General features: G+C 63.8%; 14 protein-coding genes. 5 read left to right on the top strand and 9 right to left on the bottom strand.

Annotated features, from left to right (window positions below; genetic code table 11):
* The 9 genes from ATY76_RS17420 to oiaX form a co-directional block, all read right to left on the bottom strand.
* The gene (locus ATY76_RS17420; protein WP_004678742.1) at window positions 1–1,062 is read right to left on the bottom strand and encodes an ABC transporter permease; all 1,062 of its coding nucleotides are present in this window, start codon (window positions 1,060–1,062) and stop codon (window positions 1–3) included.
* Complete coding sequence (locus ATY76_RS17415) at window positions 1,059–2,609, bottom strand: sugar ABC transporter ATP-binding protein (RefSeq protein WP_088675958.1); 1,551 nt, start codon at window positions 2,607–2,609, stop codon at window positions 1,059–1,061. Before ATY76_RS17415 ends, ATY76_RS17420 begins: the two co-directional genes overlap by 4 nt.
* On the bottom strand, window positions 2,606–3,250 hold the full coding sequence (locus ATY76_RS17410) for a DUF2291 domain-containing protein (RefSeq protein WP_088675957.1): 645 nt from the start codon (window positions 3,248–3,250) through the stop codon (window positions 2,606–2,608). The genes ATY76_RS17415 and ATY76_RS17410 overlap by 4 nt, the downstream gene beginning before the upstream one ends.
* A gap of 72 nt (window positions 3,251–3,322) precedes the next feature.
* On the bottom strand, window positions 3,323–4,264 hold the full coding sequence (locus ATY76_RS17405) for a D-ribose ABC transporter substrate-binding protein (protein WP_004678737.1): 942 nt from the start codon (window positions 4,262–4,264) through the stop codon (window positions 3,323–3,325).
* Window positions 4,265–4,361: 97 nt separating this feature from the next.
* Window positions 4,362–5,189 carry a phosphogluconate dehydrogenase C-terminal domain-containing protein gene (locus ATY76_RS17400; protein WP_088675956.1) on the bottom strand — a complete coding sequence of 276 codons (828 nt, stop codon included), beginning with the start codon at window positions 5,187–5,189 and terminating at the stop codon, window positions 4,362–4,364.
* A 78-nt stretch (window positions 5,190–5,267) separates the two neighbouring features.
* Entirely contained in the window at window positions 5,268–5,714 is a 447-nt protein-coding gene (locus ATY76_RS17395) for an RpiB/LacA/LacB family sugar-phosphate isomerase (RefSeq protein ID WP_088675955.1), read from the bottom strand.
* Complete coding sequence (locus ATY76_RS17390; RefSeq protein WP_088675954.1) at window positions 5,711–6,514, bottom strand: triose-phosphate isomerase; 804 nt, start codon at window positions 6,512–6,514, stop codon at window positions 5,711–5,713. Before ATY76_RS17390 ends, ATY76_RS17395 begins: the two co-directional genes overlap by 4 nt.
* A gap of 1 nt (window position 6,515) precedes the next feature.
* Window positions 6,516–7,850 (bottom strand): four-carbon acid sugar kinase family protein, encoded by a 1,335-nt coding sequence (locus ATY76_RS17385; protein WP_088676095.1) that lies wholly within the window; start codon window positions 7,848–7,850, stop codon window positions 6,516–6,518.
* Between the two features lie 5 nt (window positions 7,851–7,855).
* Window positions 7,856–9,112 carry a 3-oxo-isoapionate-4-phosphate decarboxylase OiaX gene (gene oiaX, locus ATY76_RS17380; RefSeq protein ID WP_088675953.1) on the bottom strand — a complete coding sequence of 419 codons (1,257 nt, stop codon included), beginning with the start codon at window positions 9,110–9,112 and terminating at the stop codon, window positions 7,856–7,858.
* Window positions 9,113–9,291: 179 nt separating this feature from the next.
* Between oiaX and ATY76_RS17375 the strand changes: the two genes are divergently transcribed.
* The 5 genes from ATY76_RS17375 to ATY76_RS17355 all read left to right on the top strand — a co-directional run bounded on the left by ATY76_RS17375 (window position 9,292) and on the right by ATY76_RS17355 (window position 15,097).
* Window positions 9,292–9,996: a transcriptional regulator NanR gene (locus ATY76_RS17375; protein WP_088675952.1), complete on the top strand. Its 705-nt coding sequence runs from the start codon at window positions 9,292–9,294 to the stop codon at window positions 9,994–9,996.
* Between the two features lie 171 nt (window positions 9,997–10,167).
* On the top strand, window positions 10,168–10,488 hold the full coding sequence (locus ATY76_RS17370) for a hypothetical protein (RefSeq protein ID WP_088675951.1): 321 nt from the start codon (window positions 10,168–10,170) through the stop codon (window positions 10,486–10,488).
* Between the two features lie 336 nt (window positions 10,489–10,824).
* Complete coding sequence (locus ATY76_RS17365; RefSeq protein WP_088675950.1) at window positions 10,825–12,678, top strand: ABC transporter ATP-binding protein; 1,854 nt, start codon at window positions 10,825–10,827, stop codon at window positions 12,676–12,678.
* An 84-nt stretch (window positions 12,679–12,762) separates the two neighbouring features.
* Window positions 12,763–13,767 (top strand): LacI family DNA-binding transcriptional regulator, encoded by a 1,005-nt coding sequence (locus tag ATY76_RS17360; protein ID WP_088675949.1) that lies wholly within the window; start codon window positions 12,763–12,765, stop codon window positions 13,765–13,767.
* Window positions 13,768–13,804: 37 nt separating this feature from the next.
* Window positions 13,805–15,097: a sugar ABC transporter substrate-binding protein gene (locus tag ATY76_RS17355; RefSeq protein WP_088675948.1), complete on the top strand. Its 1,293-nt coding sequence runs from the start codon at window positions 13,805–13,807 to the stop codon at window positions 15,095–15,097.
* Window positions 15,098–15,133 lie beyond the last annotated feature (36 nt).

Raw genomic sequence — 15,133 nt, 5'->3', positions numbered from 1 at the left:
TCAACCTGCCTTTGCCATCTGCATGAGGGTGACGCGCTGCTGCAGGCGGCGCTGCGCCTGATCGACGACCACGGCGATGATGATGACGAGACCCTTGATGACCATCTGCCAGAAGGAGGAAACGCCCATCATGACAAGCCCGTCGGAGAGGATACCGATGACGAAGGCGCCGATGATCGTGCCGCCGATCGTGCCGCGCCCGCCCGACATCGAGGTGCCGCCGAGGACCGCTGCGGCGATCGCATTGAGTTCGAAGCTTTCGCCGGTCGCCGGATGGGCGGCCATCAGCTCCGAGGAGATGACGACGCCGACGATCGCCGCGCAAAGGCCGGAGAACATGTAGACGAAGATTTTCACGAGATCGACGCGGATGCCCGACATGCGCGCCGCCCGCTCATTGCCGCCGACGGCGAAGATGTGGCGGCCGATCGGCGTCGAACGCGCGACATAGGCGGCCGCGAGCGCCAGCACGATCAGGATCCAGATCGACACCGGCAGGCCGAGAATGCGGCCGGCGCCGAAGAAGTCGAAACCGGTCGTGGCATATTCCGGCCGGCCGACAAGGTTCGGAAAGGTCTGTCCATCAGACGACAGCAGCGCCAGGCCGCGGGCAATATACAGCGTGCCGAGCGTGGCGATGAAGGGCGCGACGTTGAGCTTGGTGATCAGGAGACCGTTGATCAGGCCGATGACAAGGCCGATCGACAGCGTGATCAGCACGATCTCGAAAAGGTTGAAATAGATGGTGTAGCCGATCGGCAGCTCGATGCCGTAGAGGATCAGCCCGCCGGCGACCATGCCGCAAAGCCCGACGATCGAACCGACCGAGAGGTCGATGCCGCCGGTGATGATGACGAAGGTCATGCCCATGGCCAGGAATGCGTTCAGCGCCACGTGCTTCGACATCAGGATCATGTTCGCCGTCGAGGTGAAGTTCGGCGCGAAGATCGCAAAGAAGATGATGACGGCGAAAAGCGCGATGAAGGTCCTGAGCTTCATCAGCGTCAGAAGCGCAGAGCCGTTGGCGCCCTTCGGCGCAAGAGTTGAGGTAGCCGCCATCATGACGCGAGTTTCCCTTGATGTCCGTGTCCCTTGGCCGAAGCCGCGATAATGGCGTCTTCCGTCGCCTCGTCCCGATCGAAGACGGCGACGAGCTGGCCATTGCTCAAGACCGCGATGCGGTCGGATAGCGCCATGACCTCTTCGAGGTCGGAGGTCGAAAACAGGATGGCGAGCCCGTTTGCCGCCAGCCGCCGCATGGTGCGGAAGACGTCGGCCTTGGCGCCGACATCGATGCCGCGGCTCGGCTCGTCCATCAGCAGCACCTTCGGATTGGTCATCAGCGCCTTACCGATGACGACCTTCTGCTGGTTGCCGCCGGACATGGAAGTGACCTCGAAATCCGGGTTCGGCGCCTTGATGGAGAGATCGCGGATCGCCTCCTGAATGGCGTTCTTTTCCGCGCCGCTGTCGATATGGAAGAGCCGGGTGAAGCGCGACAGGCTCGCGAGCGTCAGGTTGGAAGCGATGGACAGCACCTGCACCAGCCCCTCGCGCTGCCGGTCTTCCGGGATCAGCGCCAGGCCGCGGCGGATGCGCCGCGTGGTGTCGCGGGCGCGCACTTGCCTGCCGTCGATGAAGATCTTGCCGGTCGAATGCGTGTGGCGCCCGATCACGCATTCGAAGAATTCGCTGCGCCCGGCGCCCATCAGGCCGTAGATGCCGAGGATCTCGCCCGCCTTGACCGACAGGGAAACGTCGTTGACCGCAAGCCCGCCGGTCGGCCGGGGAAGGCTGATGTTTTCGGCACGGAAGACTTCCTCGCCGACGGAATGGGTGACGGATTTCGCGAAATCCTTGGCGTCCGAGCCGATCATCGAGCGCACGATCCAGCGCGTGTCGATGTCGCGCACCATGGCATGGCCGGTGATCTGGCCGTCGCGCAGCACGGTGATATAGTCGCCGATCCGCATCAGCTCTTCCAGCCGGTGCGAGATATAGACGATCGCCACGCCCTGCGCCTTCAGCTCGGCGATCACCTTGAACAGGATTTCGACTTCGGCCGCCGACAGCGCCGAAGTCGGCTCGTCCATGATCAGGATGCGGGCATTAAGCGACATCGCCTTGGCGATCTCGACCAGCTGCTGCTGGCCGATCGGCAGGTCCTCGACCATCGTATCCGCCTCGATGCCGGCATCGAGACGCCGCAGGAATTCATTGGCCTTCTCGACCTGCGCCTTGTGATCGATGCCGAGCAGGCCGCGGGTGATCTCGCGCCGGGTGAAGATGTTTTCGGCGACCGACATGTTGGCGAAGAGGTTGAGCTCCTGGAAGATCATGCCGATGCCGTTCGCCTGCGCGTCGGCCGGGCTGTCGAAGGTAACCGGCTTGCCGTCCAGGATGATGCGGCCGAGCGTCGGGCGCTCGACGCCGGCGATGATCTTCATCAGCGTCGATTTGCCGGCGCCGTTTTCGCCGACGAGAACATTCACCGCGCCGCGGCGCAGCTCCAGATTGGCGCGCTTGACGGCGACGATGCCGGAATAGACCTTCGACACGTCGTCGAGACGGAGGATGATATCGTCCTGATGTGCGTCCGCCGCCGTCATGAGCCCACCTTCAGTTCCGAAGGTGTGACGAGCGGCAGCTCGCCGCTTCTCGGCAGCGGGAAGGCGCCGATCACCGTTACCGTCTTGCCGGTGAGACCGTCACGCGGAACGGCGGAGAGGAAGGCGGTATTGGCCTTCTCGTTGAACGCCTTGCCGAACTGCGCCCATTCGATCTGGTTCTTGAACTCGTTGAAATTGACGAAATCGAGCGTGTCGCGCAGTGCGGTGCCGCGCAGCGCCGGCCCGATCTGCACCTTCGCATCGGCCTTGCCGTCGCCATCGGCATCGACATCGAGCGTTGCCGCGCGCGAGGCCGTGTCGGCCGCGACGACCTTGCCGGTGATCTTCACCGCATAGGTCCAGGGCGAACTGCTCTGCTTGCGCGGATTGCCGTATTTTTCGCCCGCGGCATCCGGGCTCGTGGAAACGAGCTGCATGACGTCCTTCAGCTCGCCGGCGCGCTTTTCGAAATAGGGCACGACCTGAGGCTGCCAGATCGCCTCGACCTTGGCATTCGGATCGAAAGCGGTCTTGGCCGCAGCCGCCGCCTTCTCCTCCGCGGTCGGCGTCTTGATGATCTTGCAACCGGGCAGGGCCGCCGCCACGACGGCAGCCAGCAATGCGCCCTTCATTCTCAACATGCGGGTAAACCTCGGCGTCTCGCAAAATGCATTGCGGAGGGCGCAACATTGCACCCTCCGCAATTGGGCTGATCAGTTCGTCAGGGCGAAGGTTTCGAGCTTGCCGGCATTGTCGGCATTGATGAGAACGCAGTCCATCAGCTGCTTCTCTTCCTTCGGCGTCGTCTTGTTCTTGATGTAGGCGTCGGCCTGCTCCACGGCGAGCTGCGCCTGCGCATAGGCGGGCTGCAGCACGGTCGCCTTGATGCCGCCCGACTTGATGGAGTCGCGCACATCGTTGGAACCGTCGAAGCCGACGACGATCACGTCCTTACGGCCGGCGGCCTGCAGGGCTGCGATCGCGCCCATCGCCATGGTGTCATTGCCTGAGATGACGCCCTTGATATCCGGATTGGCCTGAAGGATGGTTTCCATCTTCGAATAGGCTTCCGTCTGGCTCCAGTTGGCCGACTGCTTGGCGACCGACTTCAGCTCGGGATAATCGTCGATGACGTCGTGATAGCCCTGCGAGCGGATGCCGGCATTGGTATCGGACTCCTTGCCGACCAGCTCGACATAATTGCCCTTCTCGCCCATCAGCTTGACGAATTCCTGCGCGCCGAGCTGCGCACCCTGATAGTTGTTCGAGACGATCTGGGCGACGGCGACGCCGGTCGCGTTGATCTCGCGGTCGATCAGGAAGGAGGGGATGCCGGCATCCTTGGCCTTCTTGACGGCAGCGACGGAAGCGTCCGCGCCCGCATTGTCGAGAATGATCGCCTTGGCGCCGCGCCCGATCGCCGTATCGATCATCTCCGACTGCTTGTTGGCGTCGTCGTCATGGGTCATGACGAGCGTCTCGTAGCCGAGCTCCTTCGCCTTGGCTTCGGCGCCGACGGCTTCGGCCTTGAAGAACGGGTTGTCGTGCGCCGGGGTGATGATGGCGATGAGATCGGCCGCGAAGGCCGGCATGGCGGTGCCGAGCGCCAGCGCGCTGGCGAAGGCTGCGAGTGTCAGTCTGCGTGTCAGTTTCATTCTTTCCTCCCTGTTGTGAATGACGCTCCGTCTCCCCGGAGCGGTGCCCCGTCTCCGGAGCGGTAGCAGGGGGAGGATTTGCCTCCCCCGGGCCGGTTCAGGTGATGCGCCGAATGCTTTCGGCGATCTCCTGCGGTTCGAAAACTTTCTTCCAGTCGTCGCGCATCAGCGCCGGGATGCCGAACTCGATCGCCTTGTTGCAGGCATCCGAGAAGACGCCGTCGACCTCCTTGAAGATGACCGCGCCGAGCACGTTCATATGGCCGAGCAGGAAATCGCGGGCGGCTTCCGCCGGCACGCCGCGGGCGACGCATTCGTCCATGGCCTGGCGCATGATGACGAGCAGCGAGGCGCAGACGGTTTCGGAAAGGCCGGGTTCGAGCATGGCGAGCTGATCGACCGTGACCCGGTGCGAACGCATGACCGGCGCCCAGATGACCTTGGCGATTTCCTCGCCGAGCGCATAAGCGCTTTCGGGACCCTGCATCAGCGCCGAGACGATGTGCTGCTTGGCGAAGAGGCCGCCGAAATGATCCTTCTTGGCCTGCATATCCGTTTCGTCGTTGAAGATCGGCGGATGGCAGGGATGGGTGACGAAATAGGTGAGGTCGTCGCGCTTCGGCAGATGGCCGGCGAAGGGCGCGGCGGCATCGAGCGCCACCACCATGGTGCCGGGCGCAAGCTTGTCGACGATGCCGGCCGCGACCTTGCCGATCACCGTATCCGGCACGGCGAGAATGACGACCTCGGCGCCATCGAGCGCGGCATCGACAGGCACGCAATCGAGGCCGAGATCGTTCTTCAGGCGGGCCTTGCCGGCATCGCTCACCTCGACATGGCGCACGTCGAAGCGCGAGCCCTTGAGATTTTTGGCAAGCCGGTATCCCATTTTGCCGCCGGCGCCGAAGAGAGCAATCTTGGTCATGTTTTCCTCACCTTTTCAGTTCTGGATAGGATCATATACTGGTATGATGAGTCAATCACCATATCATTACTTAGGCGCTTAGGCCCCATGTTTTTCCGCATCGAGCCGGTCGATCGCCTGCACGTTGCCGGCCGACGGGCCTTGGGGGTCGAATTCGGAGGCGAGCCAGACGTCCACGATTGATTTCGCCAGTTCCGGCCCGATGACGCGCGCGCCCATGGTGATGATCTGGGCGTTGTTGGATTTCACCGCGCGTTCGGCCGAATAGGTGTCGTGGGTGAGGGCGGCGCGAATGCCCGGCACCTTGTTAGCGGAGATGCACACGCCGATGCCGGTGCCGCAGAACAGGATGCCGCGCTCATGCTCGCCGTCGACGATCGTCTGCGCGAGGCGCTGGGAGAGATCGGCATAGAAGCCGGATTGGCTGAGATCGTGCACTTCGAGATCCGCCTTGCCGGCGAGATGGGCGGCAATGACGTCCAGGAGCGGTTTGCCGGCGCTGTCGGCGCCAATTGCGATTTTCATGGCAGTTTCCTTTCACTCGCCGTAGGGCGTGGAGATGAGCGGTCGATCGCCGCGCTGACGCGGGCGAGAATGTCGAGATAGCCTTCGACGGACCAGGCGGAGCGGCCAATGAACAGGCCGTCGATATCAGGCTGGCCGATCAGTTCCTCGCAATTGCCGGGATTGACGCTGCCGCCGTAGAGAACCGGCACCGGGCGGCCGAGAATGGATTTCGCCACCTCGGCGATCTTGCCGTGCCGCTCGGAGGCGTAATCGGCCGTCGCCGGAATGCCGTTGACGCCGATCGCCCAGACCGGTTCGTAGGCAAGCAGGATCGGAGCCTCGCCGGCCTCGGTGTCGACACCCCGCAGGGCAGCCTCGACCTGCCGCCGCAGCACCGCGTCGGCCCGGCCTTCGTTGCGCTCCTGCAGGGTCTCGCCGATGCAGACCAGCGGCGTCAGGCCGTGGCGGATGGCGGCGGCAACCTTGAGGCCGACGGTCTCGTCGGTCTCGCCGAAATGTTCGCGCCGTTCGGAGTGGCCGAGCTCGACGAGATCGAGCCGGCAATCCTTCAGCATCAGGGGCGAAACTTCGCCGGTCCAGGCACCGGCATCCTCCCAATGCATGTTCTGGGCGCCGACCTTCACCGAGGTCTCGGAAAGCACGCGCTTGACCTCGCGCACCGCCGTGAAGGAGGGGATGACGAAGCGCTGCACGCGGGCATCGCGTTCAAGATCCGCATCGGCGAGGCGGCGCGCGAAGGCGAGCGCTTCCTCAAGCGTCTTGTTCATCTTGAAGCTGGTTCCGATCCAGACGACCATCTCAGTTCTTCCTTCCGTCCCGGATCTGCGCGAAATAGCTGTCCGTGCCGACCTGCCCGCCTTTCAGCGCGATCTGCAGACCGTTGGTCGGCGCATAGTCGCCATGCGCGAGGCAGAGCGGCGAGCCCGGCGTCTGGGGCAGCGGCAACAGCGTCGTCAGCGCATCGATCTTCAATTGCCGCAGCGCGTGGCTCGACGTGTCGCCGCCGGCTACGACCGCCCGCGGCAGCCCTTCCTGCTCGATGAGCCGGCGCAGGATCGTGCCGAGGGCGCTGCCGAGCCGATGCCGGGCGCCCGGAAGCCGGTCGATATCGGCGCCGCGGTCGGCGGATGGGCCGAGCGCCGTATGGAGGATGACGCTCCTGCCTTCCTTCAGCTTGCCGATGCCTGCCTGCACCGCCTCATCCACCGCAGCCTCGCCATTCGAGACCAGCGCGAGCGGATCGAGTGCGATGCTTTCGAAGCCGTTTTCGACGGCCGTGCGGATCTGGCGCTCGGTCGTCGGCGAGACGCTGCCGGAGACGACCGCGAGGCGCTCGACCGCACCGATATCGGGAAATTCGGCGCTGCCTTCGCCGATCGCGCGGGTCTGCCGCCAGGCGCTGAGCAGAGCATATTCGACGCCCGAGGAGCCGGCGACGAAGCTTCCCGAACGGTTGGTGACACGCAGCATCTGCCGCCCGGCTGCCGCCTGCGTCGCGTCGGAATCGACATCGAGCAACAGAATGCCGTCCCGATCCGACGCCAGTTCGTCGACCCGCCGGTCGGCATCGGCCGCGGTGATCGCGACGAGATCGGCAAGCAGCACGGGGAGGGAAGTCTGCTTCGACAGGTGCAGCGCAAGATCCGCCTCATCCATCGGCGTGACGGGATGGCGGCTCATCACGGGGTGGCGGTCGATGCGGAAGACGCGGCCCTGATAGGCGGCGAAGAGATTACCGAAAGCGGTATAGCGCTTCAATTGCGGCGCGCCGACGATGACGGGCACGATCGATTGCCCGAAACTCGCGCGGCCGATCTCAATCGCCTTGCCGATATTGCCGATGCCGGGGCTGGAATCGAAGGTCGAGCAGACCTTGTAATGGCAGATGGCGGCGCCAAGCGAATTCAGCCATTGGAAGGCCGGCGCAAGATGCTCGTCCATCCATGCCGGCGTCTCGCTGCGGCTCGTTCCGGCAATGCCGATGGCGCGGCAATGGCTGAAACGCGCCAGCAGCTCCGGCCTGGGAATGTCGAGGAAGAGCACGGTCTCGACGCCGTTCGAGGCGAGCGCCTCCATGACGTCGGTGGAGCCGGTGAAATCATCCCCGTAATAGCTGACGAGAAGTCCATCCATCGCCGTCACGCGCCCTTGCCGTCGCTGAACTTGGCGATCGAGGCGGCAAGCTCCGGATGGTCCTTGGCGTAGACCTCCAGCGGAATGCCGGCGACCGCCGCCTGCCAGGCCTGCTGCACGGCGCGCACACCGGCCGCAGGTCCGCCGGGATGGCTGACGATGCCGCCGCCGCAGAGATAGAGAAGATCGACGGTGCGGCCGGTGCGCTCGTAGGTTTCCGGCGCCTGCCCGCCCCACTGGCCGGAGCCCGCGACCGGAAGCGGGCAATCGGCGGCATCGAAGAGCGGCGTGCTGACGGCCTTGAAGGAGGAGACGAAGCTGTCGTCCGGCTCCCAATATTTGACCCGGAGGCCGTTGATCTGGAACTGGTCGACGCCGAGCAGCCGCCAGAACTGCTGATAGACCTTGAAATCCATGCCGGCGCCCGGATCGCGCGTCAGCACGTCCCAGCCATTGCGATGCGCATGCAGCACCAGGCTGGAGCGCTTGCGCAGGAAACTCATGCCGCCGAAGCCGATCGAATTGATGTTGACGACGGCGCAATTGCCGCCGGCCGCCGCGACGATATCGTGGTTGCGCATCATCTCGTCGGGATCGGCATGCGAGATGCCGAAGGCATACATGACCTTCTTGCCGGTCTTCTGCTCGTGATCGAGAATGCGCGGCATGATCGCGGCGACGCGCTCCTTGAGCGGCGAATAGGCCGGGCTCATCAGCTTCTCGTCGTCCTTGATGAAGTCGACGCCCGACTCGATCAGTTCGCCGACGAGTTCCGCCGTCTCGTGCGGCCTCAGCCCCAGCGCCGGCTTGACGATGGTGCCGATGATCGGCCGGCCCTCGACGCCGTTGAGGCGGCGGCTGCCCGGTATGCCGAATTGCGGCCCGGGATGGGCGCTCTTGAAAGCTTCGGGCAGCTTCATGTCGACGATGCGGATGCCGGTCATGCCCTTGATCGAATAGACGCCGCCGATCGCGATGGTCATCAGCGCCGAAAGATCGGTGCCGATCGCCTCCAGCGGGAAGGCGATGTCGACATCGGCGCGGCGCAGCAGCGTGCCGGGCGATGCCTCGGGCCAGGTCGGATGGCGCGCATCCTCGAGCGGGCGGATCGCCAAAACCCGGGCGGCAACGCGCGATTTCAGCTCCTCCGTCTCGCCGGGAACCGGCACGAAGGTCCCGGTCGACTGGTCGCTGGCGATCTTGTCCGCCATCGCCTCGACGCTGCCGGGCGTTTCGATGCGGTAGGTCAGGGTTATCATCATGAAACGGACAGTTGCTCCTCTCGCCATGGAGATTGTCATGGCGTCAACTCGTGATCTGGTATAATGAGTATTCCAACTATTGAAAAGCGGAATCTTCGGCGGCGCAAATTTTCAGCCGCGAGCTTTGTTCTCGGCGCGGAAAACTGTTAGGAGGAAGCATTTTGAGCCAGCGAGATCTCATGACCCAGCCCATCGAACAAATCGTCCGCCGGAAACTCTCCGACGAAGTGTTTGATCGACTCGAGCGGATGATCACCTCAGGCGAGCTTCAGCCCGGCGACGAAATGCCCTCCGAGCGGGTGCTGATGGAACGCTTCGGCGTCGGGCGGCCGGCGATCCGAGAGGCCATGCAATCGCTCGCCAACAAGGGTCTCGTCAGCATCTCGCACGGCGAGCGCGCGAAGGTGCTGCGGCTCACGGCAAAATCGATCTTCCGCCAGGTCGATCTCACCGCCAAGATCATGCTGTCGCAATCGGCCGACTCGCTCGAACATCTGAAAAGCGCCCGCATCTTCTTCGAGCGCGGCATGGCCCGCGAGGCCGCACAGCGCGCTTCGGCAAACGATATCGGCGATCTCAGGGACATCATCGAGCGCCAGCGGGCCTCGCTCGGGCGGGCCGAAGAATTCATCGATGCCGATATGGAATTCCACACCCGCATCGCCCAGATCTCCGGCAACCCGATCTATGTCGCCGTCAGCGAGGCGATGCTCGCCTGGCTGAAGGAATATCATACCGAAATGCTGATCTGGACCGGCAAGGAAAAGTTCACGCTGGCCGAACACGACGAAATCGTCGACCGCCTCGAAGCCAACGACGTCGACGGCTCGGAAACGGCGCTCCTCAAGCATCTCGAGCGCTCGCGCGCGCTTTACGCGAAGTAATCGCCAATCCTTTGGCGCAAGGCGCCACGCGCTCCCCCTCTCGCCTTCTTCACGCCCGGCCCCGTCGCGGCTTTTCCGGGCCAACCGCATTTGTCGGAAGCGGGGAACAATGATCTGCGGTCGAGGTTGTGAAAGGGCCAACCACGCAAAGATCCCAAGGAGGACATCAGGATGCGTATGAAACTCGTAGCAGCTTCGCTTTTCGCCCTCGGCATGGCCACATCAGCCTTCGCCCAGTCCAACCCGGCGCCGGCCGGCGCCACGATCGACAAGAACCAGGCCGATCAGGGCGGCGGCGCCACCACAGACACCAAGGCCAAGAAGCCGATGGAAACGGATTCCACGATGACGAATTCCACCACCGGCGGCACGATGAAGATGGACAAGACCAAGTGCCCGAACCCGGTCAACAATTCCGACAATCTGCAGACCCAGGGCGGCACCAGCAACGCCACGCCGATGGACGAGGCCTGCGCAGCGCATAACAACTGATCGGCTTCCCCTAACCCAAGAACCCCGCTTCGGCGGGGTTCGGCCTGCTGTTCGGCCGCTGCCCCCGCCCAAGATATTTACCGAGCAGTCTCGCCGTTCATGCAGGCGTCTTGTTGAACACCAGGGTGCGTCTTGATCGCTCTTCTCCCCGGCGGGGAGAAGGGGACATGCCGCAACGTCGCCGTCCCCCGTTACGCTTCCCCTTTTCCACATTCCCTCTCCCAAACATTCACAAAAATTCTAGTTGAGATTGCAGCCGGAAGATGATCCCATCTCGGTCCGCGTAGACTCAAAAGCGTCTCGCCCTCCCTCCGATATTCGAACCACGAGCGGCCCATGTCGATCTCAGATGCGATCTATCGTCCCTTCGAAACGCTGATCCGGCCGCTCGACATTCCCTATCGGCCGCTGCCGTCGAAGGGGCCGGTGAGGGTGCTGCTGCATTTCATCTCGATGTTTCGCGGCGTGCTGATTGCGCTGGCGCTTTGCTCCATGCTGTTCGAGGCGATCAACCTGGCGATCGTCTGGGGGCTTTCGGTCATCGTCGATGGCGTGACGCAGCATGGTGCCGCCGTCTTCCTGCATGAGGAGTGGCGGCTGCTTGCCGTCCTCGGCTTGCTGATCTTTCCGGTGATGCCGATCGTTTCGTTCATGCTCAACACGCTGAACTCGCATACGCTTGGCATCGCCATGCCGGCCGCCATCCAGTGGCAGGGCCACAAGGCGGTGGAGCGGCAGGATCTCGCCTTCTTCCACGATCTCTATGCCGGGCAGGTTTCCTCGCGGCTGCAGCAGGTCTCCTCCGCCGTCCAGCAGCAGATCCTCGCCGGCTTCCAGTCCATCCCGCGCTTCCTGATGCAGCTGGTCGGCTCCGTCATCCTGCTCAGCGCGCTCGCCTGGCAGCTCGCTTTGCCCGTCGTCGTCTGGATCGCGCTCAACATCGCGTTCACCGCCAGGGTCGTGCCTGTTTTCGTCGAGCGTTCGCGCCGCACCGCCAAGCAGCGCAGCCTGGTCGCCGGCGCGATCACCGATCTCTATACCAACATGCAGATGATCAAGCAGTTTGCCGCCGAAGACAGCGAGGCGGGCGCGATCCGCCGCATCATCGGCAAGGCCGTGCAGACGCAGCACAGCGAGCAGCGCATCTACCGCTCGTCGGAAGTGACCGTCGTCATCTTCAACACGCTGCTGTGGCTGAGCATGCTGGCGATCGGCTTTTCCGGCCTCGTCAAAGGCTTCCTCACGGTCGGCGAGTTTGTCGGCGCGGTCTATATCCTCCACCGTCTGTCGTCGCAGATCTTCGTCTTCCTGCAGATGGGCCAGCAGATCTTCCAGGCGATCGGCACGATCAAGGATGCCATGCCGGTCATGACGACGCCGCCTGCCATCACCGACCGGCCGGATGCGGCCGAGCTTGCCGTGCCGCAGGGCGAGATCCGCTTCGAGAATGTCGGCTTCGCCTACAAGTCGGGCAAGCCGGTGATCGACGCCCTGTCGCTGACGGTGCGGCCCGGCGAGAAGGTTGGTCTCGTCGGCCTTTCCGGGGCCGGCAAGACCACCCTCGCAAACCTGCTGCTGCGCTTCTACGACATCAGGGACGGCGCGATCCTGATCGACGGGCAGGATATCCGCGCCGTCACCCAGGCGAGCCTGCGCCGCGCGATCGGCGTGATCGCCCAGGATGTCGCGCTGCTGCACCGTTCGGTCGGCGACAATATCCGCTACGGCCGGCCGGGGGCGACGCAGGAGGAAATCGAAAGGGTGACGAAGATGGCGAGCGCCGATGCCTTCATTGCCGATCTTACCGACAGCGAGGGCCGCAAGGGTTACGACGCCTTCGTCGGCGATCGCGGCATCAAGCTCTCGGGCGGCCAGCGCCAGCGCGTGGCGATTGCCCGCGTGCTCCTGAAGGATGCGCCGATCCTGGTGCTCGACGAGGCGACCTCGGCGCTGGACAGCGAATCCGAAGCCGCCATTCAGGAGCGGCTGAACCTCGTGATGGAGGGAAAGACGGTGATCGCCATCGCCCATCGCCTTTCGACGATCGCCAGGATGGACCGCATCGTCGTGCTCGATCACGGCCGCATCGTCGAAGAGGGCAGGCCGGAAGAACTGGTCGAGCGGGACGGGCTGTTTGCCCGGCTGTGGAAACGCCAGACCGGCGGCTTCATTCCCGAGGAAATCGATTGAGCCGGGCAGGGGATTTTCCCCTGCTTGACTCATCGGAACGGGATTGGTACCGATATGGGTAATCGATAACCCAAAGCGAACCCAGTGACAGCTTCCCTCAACGACATAGCCGCCCGCGCCGGCGTTTCCGTCAAGACCGTCTCGGGCGCCTTGCATGGCGGCTCGGCGCGCATGTCGGAGGAAACCCGGCAGCGGATCAAGGAGATTGCCGAGGAGCTCGGCTATGTCACTAACTTCGCCGCCCGCAGCATGCGGCGGGGCTGGATGCCGCTCGTCGGCCTCGTCGCCGACGATCTGATCACCTCGCCTTTCGCCACGGAGATCATCCGAGGGCTCGACGGCGCCGTGCGCGCCGCCGACATGGCCGTCTTCGCCATGACGCTCGGCGGCCACCGCAGCATAGCCTCGATCCTCGACGAGATGCGGCGCTTTCGCCCGCGCGCGATCGCCTATGCCGCCATGTATCACAAGAGCGTCGACCTGCCGCCCGAATTTGCCGATGCGGTCGGCGTCATGATCAATTGCCGGGATGCCAACGACCGCGTCACCTCGCTGGTGCCCGATGAAACCGGGGCGGCGATCGAAATCACCAACTATCTCATCGATGCCGGCCGCCGCAACATCGTCTTCATCAATCTGCCCGGGCTGCTCGCCGGCGAACTGCGTGAACTCGGCTTCCGCCAGGCGCTCGATCATGCCGGCATCGACGGAGCCGGCGCCATCGTCCTGCCCGCCGTCAGCAAGGCGATCTACAGCGACCGGGCGCACAGCCTCGTCGCCGCGCATGTGCAGGAGCTGATGAACGGTCCCCGGCGTCCCGATGCCATCCTGTGCGGCAATGACCGCGTGGCCATGGAAGTCTATGCCGCGCTGCGCCGGACGGGCGCCGCCATTCCCGACGACGTCGCCGTTGCGAGCTTCGACAACCAGGTCGAGATCGCCTCGCGGCTCGACCCGCCGCTGACCACCATGGCGCTTCCCCATCGCGCCATGGGCCGCCAGGCCGCGCAAATCCTGCTTGCCGAAGACCGGGTCCCGGTCGGGGTGCAGAAACTGCCGTTCCAGCTGGTGGAGCGGGCATCCGTATAAATTGAAATAGGCCCATTCAAATGGAGGAGGAATTCTAATGGGTAAACGTTTACTTTGGTCTCTGGTCCTGTCCTCGGCGCTGTCGGCCATGGGCGCGCAAGCCGCCGAGAAAACCGTCATCCAGGTCATGCACCAGGGCGATCCCGGCTTCGTCGCCGCCTATGGCAAGGTCGCCGAACGGTTCGAGGCCGCCAATCCCGATGTCGATGTGCAGTTCATCTATGCGCCGCACGATGCCTATAACGAGAAGTTCAGCGCCGCCGTCATGGCCAAGCAGCTGCCCGACGTGATGGAGCTCGATGCGCCGTTCCTCGCCAATTACGTCTGGTCGGGCTATCTTCAGCCCATCAAGCCGCTGATCGACAAAGATGTCGTCGACGACATGACGGAGTCCAACATCGCCCAGGGCACATACCCGATCGACAAAGACCTCTACGCGATCGGCCTGACCGACTCCTCGGTCGTTCTTTACGGCAACAAGAAATATCTCGAAGCGATCGGCGCCCGCATCCCGAAATCCGTCGACGATGCCTGGACCCGCGAGGAGTTCGAAACCTATCTCGAGAAGCTGTCGAAACTCGACGGCGTGAAGTGGCCGATCGACACTTTCCGCGGCTACGGCATCAAGACCGAATGGATCACCTATGCCTATGGCCCGATCCTGCAATCGGCCGGCTGCGATCTCATCGACCGCAAGGCCTGGAAATCCGAGGGCACGCTCGACAGCGACGCCTGCGTCGATGCGCTTGCGATGATGCAGAAATGGGTCAAGAACGGCTGGGTCGTGCCGCAATCTGCCGGGACCAACCAGTTCTTCGCCGAAGGCAATCCGGCAGCACTGGCGCTCGGCGGGCACTGGGTTTACGCGGAAGCCGCTGCGACCATGAAGGACAATATCGTCGTGCTGCCGCTTCCGAAGTTCGGCGCCAAGGGCGTGAGCCCTGACGGCACCTGGATCTGGGCGGTCACCAAGACGTCGGCCCATCCCGAGATCGCAGGCAAGTTCATCAGCTTCCTGCTGAAGGACAAGGAATACCGGGCCTTCGTCGCAAGCCAGTCCGGCTATCCCGGCCTGAAGAGCTTCGCCGCCGAATCCCCGCTCTATGCTCCCGGCGGCCCGATGGCGATCGCCTTCGAACAGGCGTCGAAGACGGCTGTCGCCCGCCCGCCGCATCCGGCCTATCCCACAATCACTTCCGCCTTCATGCAGGCCGTCGACGAGGCCTTCAATGGCGGCGATCCGAAGGAGGCGCTGACAGCGGCCGCCGAGAAGATCGACCAGGATATCGAGGACAATGACGGCTACCCGCCGTTCGGCGAAGCGCAATAAGCGTGATCGCCCTGCGATGTCTCCCTCAGACATCGC

Origin of the sequence: Rhizobium sp. R339 (assembly GCF_002211395.1) — a bacterium.
In the GTDB taxonomy this organism is placed as follows: domain Bacteria; phylum Pseudomonadota; class Alphaproteobacteria; order Rhizobiales; family Rhizobiaceae; genus Rhizobium.
This window is presented reverse-complemented; position numbering and strand designations above follow the sequence as displayed.

Coding starts and splice junctions, on each gene's coding strand:
- ATY76_RS17395 (WP_088675955.1), bottom strand. CDS start 5,714: ATGAAAATCGCAATTGGCGCCGACAGCGCCGGCAAACCGCTCCTGGAC.
- ATY76_RS17365 (WP_088675950.1), top strand. CDS start 10,825: ATGTCGATCTCAGATGCGATCTATCGTCCCTTCGAAACGCTGATCCGG.
- ATY76_RS17375 (WP_088675952.1), top strand. CDS start 9,292: ATGACCCAGCCCATCGAACAAATCGTCCGCCGGAAACTCTCCGACGAA.
- ATY76_RS17410 (WP_088675957.1), bottom strand. CDS start 3,250: ATGTTGAGAATGAAGGGCGCATTGCTGGCTGCCGTCGTGGCGGCGGCC.
- ATY76_RS17390 (WP_088675954.1), bottom strand. CDS start 6,514: ATGGTCGTCTGGATCGGAACCAGCTTCAAGATGAACAAGACGCTTGAG.
- ATY76_RS17405 (WP_004678737.1), bottom strand. CDS start 4,264: ATGAAACTGACACGCAGACTGACACTCGCAGCCTTCGCCAGCGCGCTG.
- oiaX (WP_088675953.1), bottom strand. CDS start 9,112: ATGATGATAACCCTGACCTACCGCATCGAAACGCCCGGCAGCGTCGAG.
- ATY76_RS17400 (WP_088675956.1), bottom strand. CDS start 5,189: ATGACCAAGATTGCTCTCTTCGGCGCCGGCGGCAAAATGGGATACCGG.
- ATY76_RS17420 (WP_004678742.1), bottom strand. CDS start 1,062: ATGATGGCGGCTACCTCAACTCTTGCGCCGAAGGGCGCCAACGGCTCT.
- ATY76_RS17385 (WP_088676095.1), bottom strand. CDS start 7,850: ATGGATGGACTTCTCGTCAGCTATTACGGGGATGATTTCACCGGCTCC.
- ATY76_RS17370 (WP_088675951.1), top strand. CDS start 10,168: ATGCGTATGAAACTCGTAGCAGCTTCGCTTTTCGCCCTCGGCATGGCC.
- ATY76_RS17355 (WP_088675948.1), top strand. CDS start 13,805: ATGGGTAAACGTTTACTTTGGTCTCTGGTCCTGTCCTCGGCGCTGTCG.
- ATY76_RS17415 (WP_088675958.1), bottom strand. CDS start 2,609: ATGACGGCGGCGGACGCACATCAGGACGATATCATCCTCCGTCTCGAC.